This window comes from Mojavia sp. (genome assembly GCF_059505145.1).
In genome coordinates this window covers 107,216-125,873 of record NZ_JCACKA010000064.1, presented here as the reverse complement: position 1 = coordinate 125,873, position 18,658 = coordinate 107,216, and the positions used below count along the sequence as shown (strand labels likewise).

Below are 18,658 nucleotides of genomic sequence, written 5' to 3'. Positions count from 1 at the left end.
AAAGTATCAAATTGTACCTATATAAATCAATTCATCCTTTCATTCAGCAATGCCAGAAATTGTTCAACTAGTCAACTTGCAATCGCTCTACCTCAGAGGCAATCAACTGAGCAGTCTGCCACCAGAAATTGGACAACTGGTTAATTTGCAATTACTCGACCTCCAATATAATCAACTGAGCAGTCTGCCACCAGAAATTGGACAACTGGTTAATTTGCAAACGCTCGACTTCCAATATAATCAACTGAGCACTCTGCCAGCGGAAATTGGACAACTGGTCAACTTGCAATTGCTCGACCTCAGGCGCAATCAATTGAGCAGTCTGCCACGAGAAATTGGACAACTGGTTAATTTGCAATCGCTCAACCTCTACAACAATCAGCTCAGTACTCTGCCGGGCGAAATCAGGCAATTACCAAATCTGGAAAAGCTTGATATTCGTAGAAATCCACTACCCATTCCACCTGAGATTTTGGGGCCAAACAAGACGTGACAAAATCCAGGTGATGTGAATGAAATCCTGGATTTTTATTTTCGGGTGCAAGATCCAAAGGAAACTGAACCCCTCTACGAAGCAAAATTCTTAATTGTTGGCGAAGGGGGAGCGGGTAAAAGCTCTTTAGCTAAGAAAATTAAAAACGAAAACTACAATTTATTCTCGAATGAGAAATCAACCCAAGGCATTGAAGTAATACGGTGGCACTTCACCCAACCAAATGGCAAAGATTTTCGCGTCAACATCTGGGATTTTGGCGGACAAGAAATCTACCACCAAACCCATCAATTTTTCCTCACCGAACGTTCTCTTTATGCTTTAGTCGCTGATACTCGCAAAGAAAACACAGACTTTTACTGGTGGCTTAAGGTTGTTGAACTCTTAAGTGAAAATAGTCCAGTTCTGATTATTAAAAACGAAAAACAAGACCGTCAATGCGAAGTTAATGAGCGTCAATTGCGTGGCGAATTCACCAATTTAAAAGAAGCTTTACCAACCAATCTAGCAACCAATCGCGGTTTACCAGAAATTAAACAAGCTATTCAAGCCTACATCAGTAGACTTCCCCACGTTGGTACACCTCTGCCAAAACTCTGGGTGAGAGTTCGTTCTGCTTTAGAAAATTACTCCCGCAACTACATTAGCTTTTACGAATACGAAAACCTTTGCCGAGTTAATAATTTAACTGACCGTCAAGATATGCTGCGGCTGAGTCGCTATCTGCACGACCTCGGCGTTTGCCTACACTTTCAAGATGATTCTACACTCAAACACTATGTTATCCTCAAACCAGAATGGGGAACTACTGCCGTCTACAAAGTATTAGACAATAAAAACGTCGAGCAAAATCTGGGATGTTTCACCCAGGATAATCTCAAAGATATCTGGAAAGACAGGCAATATGCTGATATGCGAGATGAACTGCTGCAACTCATGATGCGGTTCAAACTTTGCTACCCAATTCCTAATCGTCCCGGCAATTATATTGCACCGCAACTACTCGATATCAATCAACCCAACTACACTTGGGAGCAATCTCATAATCTCATTTTGCGCTACAAATATGAGTTCATGCCCAAGGGTATTATTACCCGCTTCATTGTTGAAATACACCCTTGGATTGAAGCACAAAAACTCGTTTGGAGAAGCGGCGTTGTTCTCAACCAATACCAAACTCGTGCTGAAGTTATTGAAAATTACAATCTAAAAGAAATCAAAATCCGAGTAACAGGAAATCGCAAGAAAGAATTGCTAGCAGTCGTCACTCACGAACTCGAAAAAATCCACAAATCTTTTGAACGTTTGCAGTATGACACTCTTGTTCCTTGTAACTGCAAAGAATGTGAGGGAAGCTCAACACCTCATTCCTACCCATTGGAAAATTTGTATAAGCGTTTAAAAGCTGGGCGCTATCAAATTGAGTGCGAGAACAGCTATGAAATGGTAGATGTCCGCAGGCTAATTGATGATGTCAATCTACAATCCCAATTTGAACCACTACAACAGGAATTAACTAAAGCCAGAGATGAATCATTCAAAAATCAAGCGATGATGAAATACAACGATTTCCAAATATTAGTTACAGCAGACCGCAAAATTCGCGCTTCCTCAGAACAAGGCGACGAGTGGGGCGAATTGCGCTTGGAAATTAACAGAATTAAACTGTCATTAAAACTGATTGAGTCTCGCCAAACAGATACCGATTTACTTAAAGCATTAGGTGGCGAACTCTACCAAGCACTTTTCCCTATAGATATTCGCGGTCAATTACGGGCTACAATCGCAGGCGCACAAGCAAATGGCTACGAGGTACGCCTGCGCCTAGTGTTTGAATCTCCCGAACTAGCCGCCCTCCCTTGGGAATTTCTCTATGATGAGGGTACTAATACTTTCCTCGCAAACAACACCCAAACCTTACTCTCGCGTTATGTTGACGTTCCCCTGCAAAAGCGCGACCTCAAAACCGCCAGCCTACCGCTAAAAGTCCTGCTAGTCATCTCTAGCCCTACTAACTTAGGTAAATTAGATGTTGCTGGGGAAGAACGCCTCATCCGTGACTCACTGGCAAAACACATAGATGCAGGCAAAATTGAGTTAGATGTGCTACCAGACGCAACCATCCGCAACATCAACCAAAAGCTACGCGAAAAATCTTACAATGTTTTCCACTTCATCGGTCACGGTAAATTTGATAACAACAAAGGCGGTATTGCCCTAGTAGATACCGACGGCAAATATAAATTATTGGATGATGAGGGTTTTGCCAACTTCTTCTTAGGCAACCGTAACCTGGGGTTAGCTGTGCTAAATTCTTGTCAAGGTGCTGCGGTGTCTGACAACCAAGCATTTGCAGGTATAGCCCCCAACCTAGTGCGCCGAGGAATCCCCGCAGTAGTCGCCATGCAATACGAAATCCTCGACACCACCGCCAAGCTGTTTGCTGATGAATTTTACCGCACTCTCGCTCTAGGCTGGCCTGTAGACGCAGCCATGCAAACCACCCGCAACGCCATTTCTCAAGAAGTTGGCTTAGATAAGCCTGATTTTGCCACACCAGTGCTTTATATGCGAGCTAAGGATGGAATAATTTTAAGTGGGTTGTAAAGGCCTTGTTGCTATAGTTACTAAAATTATAGTCTTAGAGGATGTCTGAAAACTTTTTGGTGTTGTATTTAAGACTTGTAGATCCCCCTAAATCCCCCTTAAAAAGGGGGACTTTGACTCTTCCCCCTTTTTAAGGCTACGGTGTACACACATCTGTGTACTAAACCGAAATCATTGTAGATCCGTCATTATCCTCCGATAAATTGGAGGACTTTGAGGGATTTTAGCCCCCCTTGGAAAGGGGGGTTGGGGGGATCAAAAGCCTGTGAGGCAACTCTCAAAGACTTGTGTGTACACCGTAGGCTCCCTGCCCCCTGCCCCCTGCGGTCTTCATGATAAGCCTTTAACCGAACACGATATCATTCATCCTCGTCACGAATAATTGTCAAACCTAAAGCTTTGTAAGCAGCCAGCATTTGATTAGATACTGTCGGTGCAGTTACAAGGTAAGTCAGTGCATGAATCGACTCCACTATATAAGGAGCCGCTGTGTCTAATTTTTGTGCTGTCACTAACCCGACTACCTCAGCCGAACCAGCAATCATCGCGCGTTTGACATGAGCCTCATCCAAGTTTGGTACGCTAATTCCAATCTCTGGATGCAAACTGCACACTCCTAACATGCACAAATCTGCACGAATCATCCGTAATGACTCGATTGTGACAGTACCCACGTTGACTAAGGCTTTTTTGTAGAGTTTGCCACCCAACATCACAACTTCTATATGGGGATGTTCTGCTAATGCGATCGCAATTGGCGGACTATTTGTCACGACTGTGGCTTGCAAATCCAGAGGTAAATGACGGGTTACTTGCAGAGTTGTCGTTCCTCCATCTAATATTACCACCTGCCCCGGAGAAACTAATTTTGCTGCTGCACGGGCGATCGCTTCCTTTTCTTTTGGCGCTTGCTTTTGGCGATCGGCATAACTCGCGGTGGCTGGCGAAGTCAGCAGTGCGCCGCCATGAACGCGTTGCAATAGTCCAGCTTCTGCTAGTTCCCGCAAATCCCGACGAATCGTATCCTCAGAAACCTTAAGAACAGCGCTGAGTTCTGTTGACAGCACCTTCTTCTCACGATGCAGAATTTCTAAGATGAATTGTCGGCGTTCAGCAGTTAGCATAATGATTTTCCTGAAATTGCGTTTTTAATCTTGAATTTGCACGTTTGTGAGTTTATACTTATTGCATCAGGTTCAATTAAATAGATTACAAGAGCTAGAACTAACTTCTAAACCTTGGTGGCGGGAGTATTAAGACTATCTCTAGGTAGCCTATTCACTTAATAGTGGTAATGTGCAGGTTTTTGTACGTTTATCCGTAACTGCAATTGAATTCAAGCACATTCAGGCACAGCTAAATGTATTAATTTTGGCACTTGAACGCGTGCTAACTCAAGCCACAAGGTTCAATAATGGTTCCTAGTGGGTTACTTTTGCTTGGGAAACGGTTGGATATTTATTTTTCGTGATTTGCTCATGCGGTTAGTCTGTCCAAATTACCCCCTATTCCAGAAATAAGCCATGACTATTGCTAAAACCCAATTTCCTATTGACCTCGGTGCTTATAAATATTTGGCACTCAATCCCGCGAATGCCACTCTGACAGCAGAACAGCGAGAAACACTGAAAGCAAACATTCAACTGTGCCGGGATGCGATCGTTTTTTTTACGGCGACAGGTGCGGCTAGAGGGGTGGGTGGTCACACTGGCGGCCCATACGATACAGTCCCAGAGGTGATGATCCTTGATGCCTTCTTCCGGGGTGCATCAGAGCAATTTGTACCGATTTTCTTTGATGAAGCCGGACATCGAGTTGCAACTCAGTACCTAATGGCAACGCTGCACGGTCACTTACCAGCAGAACAACTCCTGCGTTACCGCGAAGCACATTCCCATTTGCCGGGACACCCAGAATTAGGGCTAACTCCTGGGGTAAAATTTAGCTCTGGACGATTGGGGCACGTGTGGCCCTACGTCAATGGTGTAGCAATGGCGAATCCGGGGAAAGTGGTTTTTTGCCTGGGTTCTGATGGCTCTCAGCAAGAAGGTAACGATGCGGAAGCGGCTCGTTTAGCTATTGCCCAGCATCTCAACGTCAAGCTAATTATTGACGATAATGATGTAACGATCGCCGGACATCCTTCTAAATATTTACCTGGTTTCACTGTCGCCAAAACCCTAGAAGGTCATGGTTTGAAGGTACTGCAAGGAGATGGGGAAGATTTAGACGATTTATACAGTCGCCTTTGCCAAGCTGTGAATACACCCGGCGCGATCGCACTCATCAACAAACGCCCCATGTGTCCCGGTATTGAAGGCTTGGAAGGTTCAACCCACGGTCATGATGTAATTTCCGTAGATTTGGCGATTAAATATCTCGAATCTCGCGGACAAACTGCGGCTGTCGAATACCTCAAAAACATCCAAAAACCCAAGCAAACTTATACGTTTCTTGGTTCCAGCGACAAATGGGGAGCGAACCGCAACGTCTTTGGTGAAGCTGTGGTAAATGTCCTCAGCCGCATGAGCGAAGCAGAACGCAAAGAAAAAGTCAAGGTAATTGACAGTGACCTAGAAGGCTCCTGCGGTTTGAAGAAAATCCATGATACCTACCCCGAAGTTTTTATTCCCTCTGGCATTATGGAACGGGGTAATTTCTCGGCTGCGGCTGGATTTGGGATGCAAAAAGGCAAACAAGGTATTTTTGCCACCTTCAGCGCTTTTTTGGAAATGTGCATCTCCGAAATCACGATGGCGCGGCTGAATTATTCCAACGTCCTCTGCCATTTTTCTCATGCAGGTATTGATGACATGGCAGATAACACCTGTCATTTCGGTTTAAACAATATGTTTGCCGATAATGGCTTGGATGATGGCTACGAAACACGGCTGTACTTCCCCGCAGATGTTAATCAAATGACAGCCTGTGTAGAATCTGTGTTCTCTGACCCTGGACTGCGGTTTATTTTCTCCACCCGTTCCAAAGTGCCCAATATTTTGGATAGTAACGGTAATGATTTCTTTGGCAACGGCTACAAATTTGTCTCTGGTAAAGATGAAGTTATCCGCGAGGGAAAACAAGGTTACATTGTAAGTTTTGGTGATGCTTTATACCGTTCTCTGGATGCTGTGGAACGTCTGAAGCAAGAAGGGTTGGATGTGGGTTTGATTAATAAGCCAACTTTAAACGTCGTAGATGAAGAAGCGATCGCCAAAATCGGCAAAGCGCCTTTTGTTCTGGTGGTGGAAGCCTTCAACCGTCGGACTGGCTTAGGTAGCCGTTTCGGTTCCTGGTTGTTAGAACGCGGGTTGACTCCTAAATATGCTCATCTTGGCACTCATAAGGAAGGTTGCGGTGGTTTATGGGAACAGTACCCGCATCAGGGTATTGATCCAGTGAGCATTATCAATAAGGTGAAGGAGTTAGCCGGCGCAAGGTAATTGTAATCGGGTGGGTTATGCCGTAGGCTAACGCACCGATGATCTACACCTTTTTTGTTTCGCGCAAAGGCGCAAAGACGCAAAGAAGAACACAGAATTTTAGACTACTCTTTTTCTTTGCGTTCTTCGTGTCCTTTGCGGTTTGTTGTATCTTCGTTTGTTTACGCGATCGCATGATTGCGCTGCACTCCGCGCAATTGCATAACCCACCTAAAAGCTGCTGAGGTTACACTTCGATCAGAACAGATTGCGATCGCATTTCTGGTGGGATTTCTGCCAACAGGCGGGGATTCCCTTGCAATCATTCATTATGGGCAACCCCTGTCTCTGTCATAAACTATACGGAAATTTCTACTTTTAATATGACTATAAACCAAAATATGATAATTCCATACAGTTGTTAGTCAATGTTAGTACATACTAATGAATGCTGTTAGACAGATTCTAACTTGCGATGATGTTGCTGATGATGCACTACTTTTACAAACAATCCTATTAGCAGATGATTGTTATGTTGAAATAGTCGATTCTGGTTTAGCTTTACTTAGTTTTCTAGAAACAAGTCTTAACCTACCAGACTTATTAATATTAGATATAAATATGCCTGTAATGGATGGGTTTGAAGTTATAACAAAGATTAAACAATCTGACATATTTAAAAATATTCCTATCTTAGTCGTAACAGGATTGGATGAAAATTATATTCAAGAAAACATTAACAAAAATATTGACTTAAAAATTGACGGATATATTCAAAAACCTATCAACGTCGATAGTGTACTTACTTTAGTTAAAAACATTTTAAGTAAAGCAAGGAATTAATTAAAAACTGCTTGAACTTTTTCAATTAGTAAATCAGGATCTACAGGCTTCTTAATAATTCCATTAGCTTGTGTATTAGTTAAATCTGTTTCTACTAATTCTTTATATGCTGTGATTAGTAAAACAGGTAAATTTTGTAAATCTTTATCTTCTCTTATACATTGAAGTACTTCCAAACCACTGATCTCAGGCATCATAACATCTAGTAGCAGTAAATCAGGCTTATGAATTCTTACCTTATTAACCGCTTCTACTCCAGATGTTACGAACTCAGCATTATAACCTTCCATCTCTAAAAAGAACTGTAGAAGAATGCAATTATCTGTAACATCGTCGCAAATCAGAATATAGTTCATAAAAAATTAGATATTATTCTTTTACTATTTCATATTTCTGCTATCCGATTAACATTAACCTTTAGAGTGACATATATTACATTAAATTTTATTAATTATAGCTAGGTGTATATGTCTTTCGATATAACATCATGTCCGCTAAATTAGTTGTGATATGTCATTGCGAGTGCAACGAAGTGGAACGACGCAATCCCAATATCTTTGCGATTGCTTCCCTCCGGTCGCAATGACAAGTGTTTAACCGGACATGATATAACAAGGAAATCATCCTATTCATAAACATCAACGCAAAACTCGTTAAAACGAACGTCAAACTTATAGATGCTTATACTTTTATCTATTAAAGTAAAATTTATGAAAGCGAACGTCAAACTTACAAATGCGATTGTAAAACCTGCAAATGCTTATGTATGTCTGACAAACTTAAAGTGAATAAACTACATCTTTTTTGTTTCGCGCATAGAGACTTAGCAACACACGCTTGGATTGTCGTCAAGGATGGGAAAACCCCGCCCTTACTAACACCAAATCTGGACAACGCGACCTTGCAGTTGTTGTCCTAGCCAAGGAGTATTACTAGAAAGTGTATGAAGATTTTTTCTCTCAACTTTCCAGTTCTGCTGAGGGTCAAATAAAGTTAATTCTGCTTTTTGATTTGGTGCGATCGCACTTACTTTCTGTTTCAAACACTCGGCTGGGCGATTACTCAAACCACGCCATAATTCCAAAGCTGTAAATTCCCCAGTCTCAACCAGATTTTGCCATAACAAAGGTAATGCTAACTCGAAACCAATTGCCCCTGGTGGTGCTTCGGCAAAAGCTTGGACTTTTTCTTCGTAAGTGTAAGGTGCGTGATCAATGGCGATCGCATCTATAACCCCTGTACGTACCCCCTCGCGTAACGCCGCTACATCGCTGGGATTTCCTAAGGGTGGATCTAAATGCAAACTAGTGTGATAACTCTTAACAGATTTTGTATCTAGTAACAGATGCATCCAAGTGGTGCTGGCGGTGATGGGTAAACCAGCAGCCTTTGCCGATGCGATTAATTCCACACTGCGGGCTGTAGAAACTCGCATAATATGTACATGGGAATTACCTGTGGCGGCTATTAATTCTAGTAAAGCGGCGATCGCAGTTGTTTCCGCGATCGCAGGTATTGGCGGTAATCCTAAACGAAGTGCATCTGACCCTTCGCGCATTACCCCATTAGCTGTTAGTTGCAGATTACATGGCCAAAAAGCTACTGGTTTACCTAAAGGTAAAACATATTCCAACACCCGCCGCACTAACCCTAAATTTTCCCAAGGCTGACCGTCGGTAAATCCAACAACTCCCGCATCAGCTAAATCTGCTAATTCTGTTAATTGCTTTCCAGCAATATCCAGGGTAATAGCACCCCAGAGATGAAGATGGGGAGCAGAGGAGCAGGGGAGCAGGAAAGAAGAATGCAAGTTCTCCTCTGCCCCTCTCTTCTTCTGTAACTGTGCTACAAGAGCAGGGTTATCAATGGGTGGAGATGTGCTGGGTAAGATGCTCACTCTGGTAAAGCCGCCAGCCGCAGCCGCTTGTAACAGAGATGAGAGGGTTTCCCGTTCTTCAAACCCCGGTTCACCAGAGTGGCTATACAAATCCACTAACCCAGGCCCCAGAACTAATCCCCGACAATCCCTAATTTGGGTATCGGGACTAATATTGTTAATGTGCGGGGCAACTGCTTGGATATAACCATCAGCAATTAGCACATCAACTAGTTGGTCGGTTCCAGAAACTGGGTCAATTACCCGTACTTGTTGTAGCAGTTCAGTTGTCATGTTAGCTATCAGCTATTACCTATCAGCACTTCAGCTGTTTGTCTATTCTGAGTTATTTGTTGACCGACAGCTTAACACTGACTTCTACAATGCCCCAGCTGCCGTTTTATCTAACACACCTCCACCTAAGTGAGTGGTGATGTTCATTGCTTGTAGCACTGGTAAACCATTCGGCCCGGAGGGGTAATCGATGACGCTGACTGCGCCATTACCCTGGCGGAAATTCCAGAAATTATCTGGTGGTAAACCTAGAATATGACATAGCAAAGTTTTATTAGTAGCGTCATGAGCCACTATCAATCCGGTTTTGAGTTGGCTTTCTGATGCTGCTTGCACAATTGACTCCCAAGCTGCGACGCTGCGTTCCCATACCTGCTGTAAGTTTTCCCCTTCGGGCATTTGTACTTCTGCTGGTGCTGTCCGCCAGCGTTCTAACTCTCCTGGAAATTCTTGCTCGATTTCTGCTTCTAATTTTCCTTCCCAGAGTCCGTGGCTGATTTCCCTTAAACCATCTTGTAATTCCAACTTTACACTAGGATGGTGCTGCAAAATAATCTCTGCTGTTTCTTTGGGACGCAGCATTGAGCTACTAATAGCAAAATCAATTGCCACATCTTGGAGAAATTCACCGGCTTTTTGCGCCTGTTGTCTACCATTATCGTTGAGGGGAACGTCAATTTGTCCCTGAAACCGAGTTTGGCGATTCCACTCGGTTTCTCCATGACGTACCAGCAATAATCGTACTCCTTGATGCCCCGGTCGCAATGAGGGCAGAATCTCTCCAGTATATTGCGTCTGATTTAACGACTCTAGTTGGACTGCTTCTCCCAAACCGCCAGCAAAATTCAATACAGTAATGCCACAGTTAGATTGCTGTATTGAATGATAGCGGCTTGGGGGAATGCCCAGCGCAGTGCTAATGAGAGCGCGATTAATACCGTTATGTCCCACTATCAGCAGAGTTTCACCTTGATGTCGGGGTAAAGTGTCTTGCCAAAACTGCCGCGCCTGTTCGTATAAAGCCAGAACAGGAAAGTGTTCTTTGGTTCCCTGTGCGTCTTCAAGCAGCATCCGCAGTTTGTCGGGGGTTTCTTTCCAGATGCGGTAGTCTTCAGCAAACTTTTGTTGCACATCAGCCGACAGCATTTCTGCCCACAAAGGTAGGTGAATTTCCATCAGCTTGTTGGAAACTTGGGGAACGGCAGACTGTACAGCATTAATCATCAACTCGCTGTGGATAATTTCTGCTGTATGTTTTGCTCGCTGTAAGGGACTGGTATAAATTGCTTGAAATAAAATATTGCCGAGGGCTTTGCCTAGTTTACTGGCATCGTTACGACCTTTTTCCGTTAATTTCGACGCATCAGTGCGCCCTTGAATACGTCGCTCGGTGTTATAGCTGCTTTGACCGTGGCGTACTATGATGACACGAGTCATCCGACTTGCCCTCCTCTATCTAAAGGACTAATTTTACTGCAAAGTGTTTGCAGAATTACTTATATAGATAGATTAGGGATAATAGTCAACAATCTACCTGCCTTTGGTTATCGAAAAGCATATTTAAAGTAAAGGCGCTAATTGATGCCTGTTTACTCTTGTCCTAGATCCAACTGTACTTGCGCTCCGTCGTTCCCGTTAAAAGACTGAGAAGGAACAAAGAAAACATTGCTGTCGGGCGCTGATATTGATTGTTGCAACTGTAACTGTTGAGAAGTCCTATTGATTTGTTGATTACTACTAGGGACGCTTATCGGATCTTTTTGTTCAAAAAAGCTGGCAAAGTCCTGCTGGGCATTTCTATTATTAATTCCTGTTAAAGAATCCCCAGTTATTGAAATATTTTCTGTATTTGCGCTTGATGCTTCTGATGACTGTGCTTGAGCCGGGCTTTCTAAGCTTATAAAAGCTGCCGTAATTGCGAATAAAGCAACAATTTTAGTGTTCATTTGTTTTATCCTAACTCGTCTATAGTATTGCTTGCTGTTATTTGGCAAACGAAGGATTTTTATGCAACTCGATTATAAGTTAAGCTTTAATATTAATTGTATTTTCCAATACTTTAGTTAGTCAATATTGTTTGTTATTTATTAAATAAATGAAATACATAAAATCATATTTGAGTTATGTTACAGATTATCTAAAATTGCAAAATTTTATTAGATTACCAGGGCGAAAACAGACGGTGGGAGTGACGGCAAAAGATAATAGACTGTTCGTGGAAGCTGTATACCGTTACACGAAAGATTTGGTGATTTTCGAGTCGTTCATACCCGCTTTAGTCGATGGGCAAGGTGTGGCGTATGGCAAAAAGTATTTGAGGCACTAGCCGGATGGGTTTGGCGAAGCCATCGGTTGCAGCAAAGGTGGACTAAGTATAAAGATTTATGCTGTGGTAGATGCTTTGAGTAATCCTACTGGCTTTCATTTGACTCCTGGACAAGCATTTGACCTTGATGGAGTCGATGTTCTGCTCGAAGACCTTGCAGCCGATACATTGATTGCAGGCAAGGGATACGATGCAAGAGAACGGGTGATTGAACGACTTGAACAACAGGGCAAAACGTCTGTGATTACCCCCAAACGCAACCGTAGACGATCGCGTGAATATGACGCAAAATTGTACAAACTAAGACAACGAAAGTGAGAATTTCTTTGCTCAACTCAAACGGTATCGAGCGATCGCCACACGCTATGATAAGCGAGCTAAAAACTTTCTCGGCGCAATTTATCTTGCTGCTACTGTTATCTGGCTTAATTGATGAACGTCCTAGAACTAAGCAAAATATAGATAACGCTTCATGGCGATATAGTTAATCGCTAAATATGTAGTTTATTAAACTTGAATAATAATATTAATTTAATTGGGCACTATTAATATACCAATCAAATATTTTGTGAATTTAAGAGTTTTCCTTACCAACACTTAAATTACATACCAGTTTCCCTTCCTGATTTTTCAACACAGCACAAATTATGTTCAATCTTCCTGGCTATACTTTTGTAGAAACCTTGAACGAAGGGCTTGATAGCTTTGTTTATCGCGCCATCAAACAGGTAGATAAAACTTCAGTAATCATTAAAGCACTTAAGGCAGAATATCCCAGCTTAAAAGAGTTAAGTAGAATAAAACATGAATATAAAATCCTGAATAGCTTAATAGATGTGAAAGAAGTTATTAATCCTTTAGGTTTAAAAAAATATCAAAACAGGCTAGCTCTAGTTATAGAAGATTTTAGTGCCATATCGCTCAACAATTTTAACAATACCTATAAATTATCACTTAAAGATTTCCTGCTTATTGCTACGCAATTGGTATCAGCTTTAGCAAATATCCATAACAAACAGGTTATTCATAAAGATATAAAACCTCAAAATATTATTATTAATCCGAAAGAGCTAACTATTAAACTCATCGACTTTAGTATTGCATCACACTTATCTAGAGAAAACCCAACTGTCAGCAACCCTAACTTAATCGAAGGCACTCTTGCCTATATGTCTCCTGAGCAAACTGGCAGAATGAATCGGTCACTTGATTATCGTACCGATTTTTATTCTTTAGGAGCAACTTTTTATCAAATGCTCACTGGTTTGTTACCTTTTGACAGCAATGACCCGCTAGAAATCATTCACTCTCACATTGCTAAAATTCCAGCTTCACCTCACGAAATAAATTCAGAAATTCCGCCAGCAGTTTCTCATATTGTGATGAAACTCTTGGCTAAAATGGCTGAAGATAGATATCAAAGCGCCTTGGGGTTAAAAGCAGATTTAGAATTATGTCTCCAGCAGTTAGAAAATAACAATCAAATTGATGAATTTACGATTGGTCAGCTAGATTTATTCAGCCATTTTATTATTCCGCAAAAGCTGTATGGACGGGGAAGAGAAGTAAATAAACTATTAAATGCCTTTGAACGCATCAGCAAAGGTCAAACAGAGTTAATATTGGTATCAGGATACTCTGGAATTGGTAAATCTTCTTTGGTAAATGAAATTCATAAGCCCATTGTTCGTCAAAGAGGATACTTTATTTCTGGCAAATTTGACCAATTTAAACGTAATATCCCGTATGCTTCATTAATTCAAGCTTTTCAAGAATTAATGCGGCAACTGTTAACAGAAAGTGCTGAATCATTAAAAAATTGGAAGTCTAAACTATTAGCAGCACTTGACCAAAATGGGCAGATCGTTATAGATGTGATCCCAGAAGTAGAACGCATTATTGGTTCCCAGCCTGCGGTACTGGAATTAGGTGCAGCCGAATCACAAAATCGTTTCAACCGGGTATTTCAACAGTTTATTCATGTCTTTACTAAACGGGAACATCCTTTAGTTTTATTTTTAGATGATTTACAGTGGGCAGATTCAGCCTCTTTAAAGTTAATCGAGCTAATTGTTACCGAGCAGGAGAGCGAATATTTATTATTAATTGGAGCTTATCGTGATAACGAAGTCAGTGCGACTCATCCCTTAGCTCAGACTTTAGAGCAAATTCAAAAGATTAAAAGCAATATCAATAATATTGTTCTGAGAGCTTTGGATATTGCCTGCGTCAATCAGTTAATTGCTGATAGTCTACGTAGCAGTATATTAACAGTTAAACCACTGGCTGAATTAGTTTTTAATAAAACTCAAGGCAATCCCTTTTTCTTAACTCAATTATTGAAATATATATATGATGAGAAATTCTTAATTTTTAATTTTGAGCGAGGTGTTTGGCAATGGGATATTCAGCAGCTACAGGAGATTGACAATACAGATAATGTTGTCGAATTGATGGTCAGCCAGATTCAAAAGCTGTCACAAGAGACCATTAATGTTTTAAAAATAGCTGCTTGTATCGGAGATAAATTTACCTTAGATGTATTGGCAACTGTTAATGAAACAACTGAGTCAAAAACTGCTACAGATTTATGGTCTGCTTTGCAAGCAGGTTTAGTTTTACCCTTAAGCAATGCTTATAAACTACCCCTAGTATTTGACAAACAAGAAATAAATGAAGAGAATGACCAAGCAGAAATTATTACGTATAAATTCTTGCACGATCGCGTGCAGCAAGCGGCTTATTCTCTGATTCCCGATGAGCAAAAGAAAGCAACACACCTGAGAATAGGTCAATTACTGGTGCAAAATGCAACGCCAGAAGAACGTAAAGAAAACATATTTGCACTAGTTAACCAACTTAATTACGGTACTGAACTACTCACATCACAGTCAGAAAAATATGAACTAGCTCAACTCAATCTCATCGCAGGCCAAAAAGCGAAAGCCGCAACAGCACATGATTCTGCCGTCAAATATTTGCAAGTTGGTTTGGGACTGTTGGCAGAAGAAAGCTGGAAGTGTGAATATGAACTGACATTAGCACTGCACTCAGAAGCAGCAGAAGCAGCTTTTTTAAGCGGTGATTTTGCAGGAATGCACAGGTTTGTTGAGATAGTAAAAAACCATGCTAAAACGCTGCTGGACAAAATTAAAGTGTATGAAGTCCAGATACAAGCTTATATGGGGCAGAACAGGCTGCTAGAAGCAGTTAATATAGGCCTCCAAGTTTTAAAGTTGTTAGGGGTGGAGTTTCCCCAAGAGCCGAACGCGTCAGACATTGGACAAGCACTCTTTGAAACTGCGGCAATGTTGAGTGAAAGGCGAATTGAGGATTTAGTTGATCTACCTCAAATGTCCGATCCCTACAAATTAGCAGCCATGAAACTTTTGTCAAGTATCTTTGCTGCTGCATATATTGCTTCACCAGAACTAGTGCCTTTGACGGTGTGCAAACAAGTAAATTTATCCGTCCAATATGGGAATGCTTTCGTATCTGGGTTTGCTTATGCCAATTATGGTCTTCTTCTTTGCGGAGTTGTGGGAGATATCGATTTAGGTTATCAGTTTGGTCAATTGGCTTTAACTCTGGTGTCAAAGTTGAATGCTCAAGAAATTAAAGCCAAGACACTCATGATAGTAAATATATTTATCCGACCTTGGAAAGAGCATCTAAGAGAAACCTTAAAACCTTTAATGGCAGTCTACTCTAGCGGACTGGAGACGGGAGATTTACAATACGCTGCCTTTGGTCTATTGATGTACTCCTATTTAGCTTACTTTAGCGGCAAAGAACTGACTGTTCTTGAAACAGAGATGGGAGTCAACAGAAATGCTATTCATAAAATCAAGCAAGAAACAGCACTTCATTATATAGAAACCTATTGGCAAGCTATCTTAAATCTGCTCGGAAAAAGTGAAAATACTTGCTGTCTGAAGGGCGAAGTTTGCGATGAGCAGGTAAGATTACCATTGCATGAGCAAGCGAACGACAGACTGGGAATTGCCTACATATATTGGAACAAATTTTTACTTAATTACTGGTTTGAAAACTACTCACAAGCAATTGAAAATATTGCCATAGCAGAAAAGTATTTGGACGCACTAGTAGGATTACCCCTTGTTCCTATTTTCCATTTCTACGATTCTTTAATTCGGCTGGCGATGTATGGCGATAATTTAGAGTCTGAGCAGCAAAGCATTCTTGAGCGCGTCCAAGCTAATCAAGAAAAAATGCAAAAATGGGCACATCATGCCCCAATGAATCATTTACACAAATTCTATTTAGTAGAAGCAGAACGGCATCGAGTAAGGGGTGAAAAAATAGAAGCAATTGAGATGTACGACAAAGCAATTGCACTTGCCAAAGAAAACGAGTACATCAACGAAGAATCCCTCGCCCATGAATTAGCTGCTAAGTTTTATTTGTCATGGGGTAAAGAAACTATTGCCCAAACCTACATGACTAATGCCTATTATGCCTATCAGCATTGGGGAGCTGTTGCTAAAGTCAAAGATTTAGAAGCACGCTATCCCCAACTGATTACGCATAGACGCGTTCACGGAGCGTCTCGTAGAGAAGCGGCTTTTCGTGAGACATGGCAAAACATCCAAAAGTCAGATACAAATACCAAAGAACTTACTCAGACAAGTTCTACAATCATCGCAGGCACTGACAATCTTGACTTCATGACGATCATGAAAGCTTCTCAAACTCTTTCTGGCGAAATTGTTTTGAGTAAGTTGCTGGCTAAGTTAATGCAAATCGTACTAGAGAATGCTGGCGCTCAAACTGGATATTTAATTTTAGAAATAGACGGCAATCTACTAATAGAATCAAAAGCAGCCGTAGAACAAAAAGAAGTGATTGTTATGCAATCACAGCCAGTAGCCACTAGCCAAGAGTTACCTATTTCTGTGATTAATTATGTAGCCAGAATGCAAGAAAACTTTCTATGTAACAATACAATTTGTACAGGCATTTTTGCAACAGATCCTTATATTGTTACCCACAAACCCAAATCATTGTTATGCACACCGCTGCTTCATCAAGGAAAACTAGCTGGCATTCTCTACTTAGAAAACAATCTCACAACTGAAGCTTTTACCCCAGATAGATTAGAAATCTTAAAACTTTTATCTTCGCAAGCTGCAATTTCTATTGAAAATGCTCGTCTTTATTGTGATTTAGCAACAGCTAACACCACCTTAGAAGCAAAAGTTAAAGAGCGAACTCAGGAATTACAAGAAAAGAATATACATTATCAAGAACAAGCCAATCGGCTAGAGCTTGCTTTTCGTCAACTGAAAGAAACTCAAAGTCAGTTAGTCCAAAGTGAAAAAATGTCTAGTCTAGGACAACTCGTAGCAGGAGTAGCCCACGAAATTAATAACCCCGTGAATTTCATTTATGGCAACTTAACTCATGCAAGCCAATATCTTCAAGATTTGCTCTATCTCTTACATTTGTATAAGAAAAATACTCCTGTTCCATCTCCAGAAATTGAGGTTATGGCAGAAGTAATTGATTTAGATTTTATTGCTACAGACTTGCCAAATCTGCTATCTTCTATGAAAATTGGCGCAGAACGCATCCGCGAAATTATTCTATCATTACGGAATTTTTCGCGGCTTGACGAAGCAGAAATGAAGCCAGTTGATATTCACCAGGGCTTAGATAGTACACTTTTGATTTTGCAAAATCGGCTTAAAGCTAATTCAAATTATCCAAGCATTCAAGTCATCAAAGAATATGGAAATTTGCCCGTAGTGGAGTGTTATGCTGGGCAACTCAATCAAGTATTTATGAATCTAATTGTTAATGCAATTGATGCAATAGAAGAGTATGAACAACAACAGCATCTGCAAAATTCTCAATCTTGTCAAAGCCAAATTTGGATTCGGACTACAGCCATTAACAATGAATATGTTGCTATTCAAATTGCAGATAACGGGCCAGGAATGACTGAAGATGTGTTGCAACATCTTTTTGACCCATTTTTTACGACAAAGCCTGTGGGTAAAGGGACGGGTTTAGGACTGAGTATTAGCTATCAAATTGTTGCTAAACATGGCGGTAATATGCAATGTATTTCCGCACCTGGACAAGGGGCAGAGTTTACTATTACTATTCCTGTGCAACGGCGAAAACTATAACCACAAGAGGATAGGAGCTAGCATTGCAAGGTAATAGTCCACCAGATTAATTTTGACAGATAGCATCCTAAGTGAGAATTCAGATATCGCTTTTACAATACCATCATTCAACCTTAGAACACGAAACTTTGAGTTCTGAACTCGGAATGTCAACAGGACTTACGCACAAGTCACGGAAAAACAAATCCCAGAGGACACAGAATACACAGAGGAATGAGGCTTTGAGAGGTTTTTTGCGTAAGTCCTAGTCAAGCTTGGAACACAGAACTTTGAGTGATCCACAGTTGTCATGCTCAAGCATGGTCAAGCTGCATTTTCTCTGAATTCACTATTGACCATTTTGCGGTCAGTTTAACATGGCTGACCGCTTTTTCTTTTTTGGAAGGTTTTAAATCCCGTGACTGTCAAGTTTTCTACCCTAAATTTTAGGATGTTATTTTTTTATCCCTCGCCTTTAGCCTAAACTCCAGTACCTACGATACGCTGTCCAACTCCAGAGATGATTTTGGTTCTGGTTGGAGAATAAAGTTTTGAGACACTAACCAGCTTTGCTTTGCTAATATTAAAGAAGGGAGAATCTCGCAGGCTGTCGCTAAAAAATACTTGACAATTAAAAATCCTGTAACTATTCCAACTGAGTGT

10 protein-coding genes and 2 pseudogenes are annotated in these 18,658 nt (G+C 41.1%); 6 read left to right on the top strand and 6 right to left on the bottom strand.

The features are described from left to right. Positions 1-43 precede the first annotated feature (43 nt). Positions 44-2,038, top strand: a pseudogene (locus AC5JL8_RS14985) (COR domain-containing protein); the annotation flags it as partial. Between the two features lie 6 nt (positions 2,039-2,044). Next, positions 2,045-3,100: a CHAT domain-containing protein gene (locus tag AC5JL8_RS14980; RefSeq protein WP_495880581.1), complete on the top strand. Its 1,056-nt coding sequence runs from the start codon at positions 2,045-2,047 to the stop codon at positions 3,098-3,100. 359 nt (positions 3,101-3,459) lie between these two features. On the opposite strand, the gene AC5JL8_RS14975 is transcribed toward AC5JL8_RS14980, so the two are convergent. Beyond that, positions 3,460-4,224 carry a DeoR/GlpR family DNA-binding transcription regulator gene (locus AC5JL8_RS14975; protein ID WP_495880577.1) on the bottom strand — a complete coding sequence of 255 codons (765 nt, stop codon included), beginning with the start codon at positions 4,222-4,224 and terminating at the stop codon, positions 3,460-3,462. Positions 4,225-4,623: 399 nt separating this feature from the next. Here AC5JL8_RS14975 and AC5JL8_RS14970 point away from each other — a divergent pair, with 399 nt between their 5' ends. Next, positions 4,624-6,543, top strand: a complete 1,920-nt coding sequence (locus tag AC5JL8_RS14970; protein WP_495880576.1) for a thiamine pyrophosphate-binding protein — start codon at positions 4,624-4,626, stop codon at positions 6,541-6,543. Positions 6,544-6,704: 161 nt separating this feature from the next. Here AC5JL8_RS14970 and AC5JL8_RS14965 read toward each other — a convergent pair whose 3' ends face one another. Continuing rightward, positions 6,705-6,848, bottom strand: coding sequence for a hypothetical protein (locus tag AC5JL8_RS14965; RefSeq protein WP_495880575.1), 144 nt, complete (start codon positions 6,846-6,848; stop codon positions 6,705-6,707). Positions 6,849-6,966: 118 nt separating this feature from the next. Here AC5JL8_RS14965 and AC5JL8_RS14960 point away from each other — a divergent pair, with 118 nt between their 5' ends. Next, positions 6,967-7,365 carry a response regulator gene (locus tag AC5JL8_RS14960; RefSeq protein ID WP_495880574.1) on the top strand — a complete coding sequence of 133 codons (399 nt, stop codon included), beginning with the start codon at positions 6,967-6,969 and terminating at the stop codon, positions 7,363-7,365. Here AC5JL8_RS14960 and AC5JL8_RS14955 read toward each other — a convergent pair. The 4 genes from AC5JL8_RS14955 to AC5JL8_RS14940 form a co-directional block, all read right to left on the bottom strand. After that, the gene (locus AC5JL8_RS14955) at positions 7,362-7,721 is read right to left on the bottom strand and encodes a response regulator (protein ID WP_495880573.1); all 360 of its coding nucleotides are present in this window, start codon (positions 7,719-7,721) and stop codon (positions 7,362-7,364) included. The genes AC5JL8_RS14960 and AC5JL8_RS14955 overlap by 4 nt on opposite strands. Before the next feature lie 518 nt (positions 7,722-8,239). Then, positions 8,240-9,535, bottom strand: a complete 1,296-nt coding sequence (locus AC5JL8_RS14950) for a dihydroorotase (protein WP_495880572.1) — start codon at positions 9,533-9,535, stop codon at positions 8,240-8,242. 84 nt (positions 9,536-9,619) lie between these two features. After that, complete coding sequence (locus tag AC5JL8_RS14945) at positions 9,620-10,972, bottom strand: histidine phosphatase family protein (protein WP_495880571.1); 1,353 nt, start codon at positions 10,970-10,972, stop codon at positions 9,620-9,622. Positions 10,973-11,124: 152 nt separating this feature from the next. Continuing rightward, a complete protein-coding gene (locus AC5JL8_RS14940) occupies positions 11,125-11,481 on the bottom strand; it encodes a hypothetical protein (RefSeq protein WP_495880570.1) in 357 nt (118 codons plus the stop codon). A 149-nt stretch (positions 11,482-11,630) separates the two neighbouring features. Between AC5JL8_RS14940 and AC5JL8_RS14935 the strand changes: the two are divergent. After that, a pseudogene (locus AC5JL8_RS14935) lies at positions 11,631-12,294 on the top strand (IS5 family transposase). A 214-nt stretch (positions 12,295-12,508) separates the two neighbouring features. Further along, on the top strand, positions 12,509-18,016 hold the full coding sequence (locus AC5JL8_RS14930; protein WP_495880569.1) for an ATP-binding sensor histidine kinase: 5,508 nt from the start codon (positions 12,509-12,511) through the stop codon (positions 18,014-18,016). Positions 18,017-18,658: the final 642 nt, after the last annotated feature.

Excerpts from the sequence above, each read along its gene's own strand:
- AC5JL8_RS14945 (WP_495880571.1), bottom strand. The coding sequence starts at position 10,972 with ATGACTCGTGTCATCATAGTACGCCACGGTCAAAGCAGCTATAACACC.
- AC5JL8_RS14940 (WP_495880570.1), bottom strand. The coding sequence starts at position 11,481 with ATGAACACTAAAATTGTTGCTTTATTCGCAATTACGGCAGCTTTTATA.
- AC5JL8_RS14965 (WP_495880575.1), bottom strand. The coding sequence starts at position 6,848 with ATGATTGCAAGGGAATCCCCGCCTGTTGGCAGAAATCCCACCAGAAAT.
- AC5JL8_RS14980 (WP_495880581.1), top strand. The coding sequence starts at position 2,045 with ATGATGAAATACAACGATTTCCAAATATTAGTTACAGCAGACCGCAAA.
- AC5JL8_RS14975 (WP_495880577.1), bottom strand. The coding sequence starts at position 4,224 with ATGCTAACTGCTGAACGCCGACAATTCATCTTAGAAATTCTGCATCGT.
- AC5JL8_RS14930 (WP_495880569.1), top strand. The coding sequence starts at position 12,509 with ATGTTCAATCTTCCTGGCTATACTTTTGTAGAAACCTTGAACGAAGGG.
- AC5JL8_RS14960 (WP_495880574.1), top strand. The coding sequence starts at position 6,967 with ATGAATGCTGTTAGACAGATTCTAACTTGCGATGATGTTGCTGATGAT.
- AC5JL8_RS14955 (WP_495880573.1), bottom strand. The coding sequence starts at position 7,721 with ATGAACTATATTCTGATTTGCGACGATGTTACAGATAATTGCATTCTT.
- AC5JL8_RS14950 (WP_495880572.1), bottom strand. The coding sequence starts at position 9,535 with ATGACAACTGAACTGCTACAACAAGTACGGGTAATTGACCCAGTTTCT.
- AC5JL8_RS14970 (WP_495880576.1), top strand. The coding sequence starts at position 4,624 with ATGACTATTGCTAAAACCCAATTTCCTATTGACCTCGGTGCTTATAAA.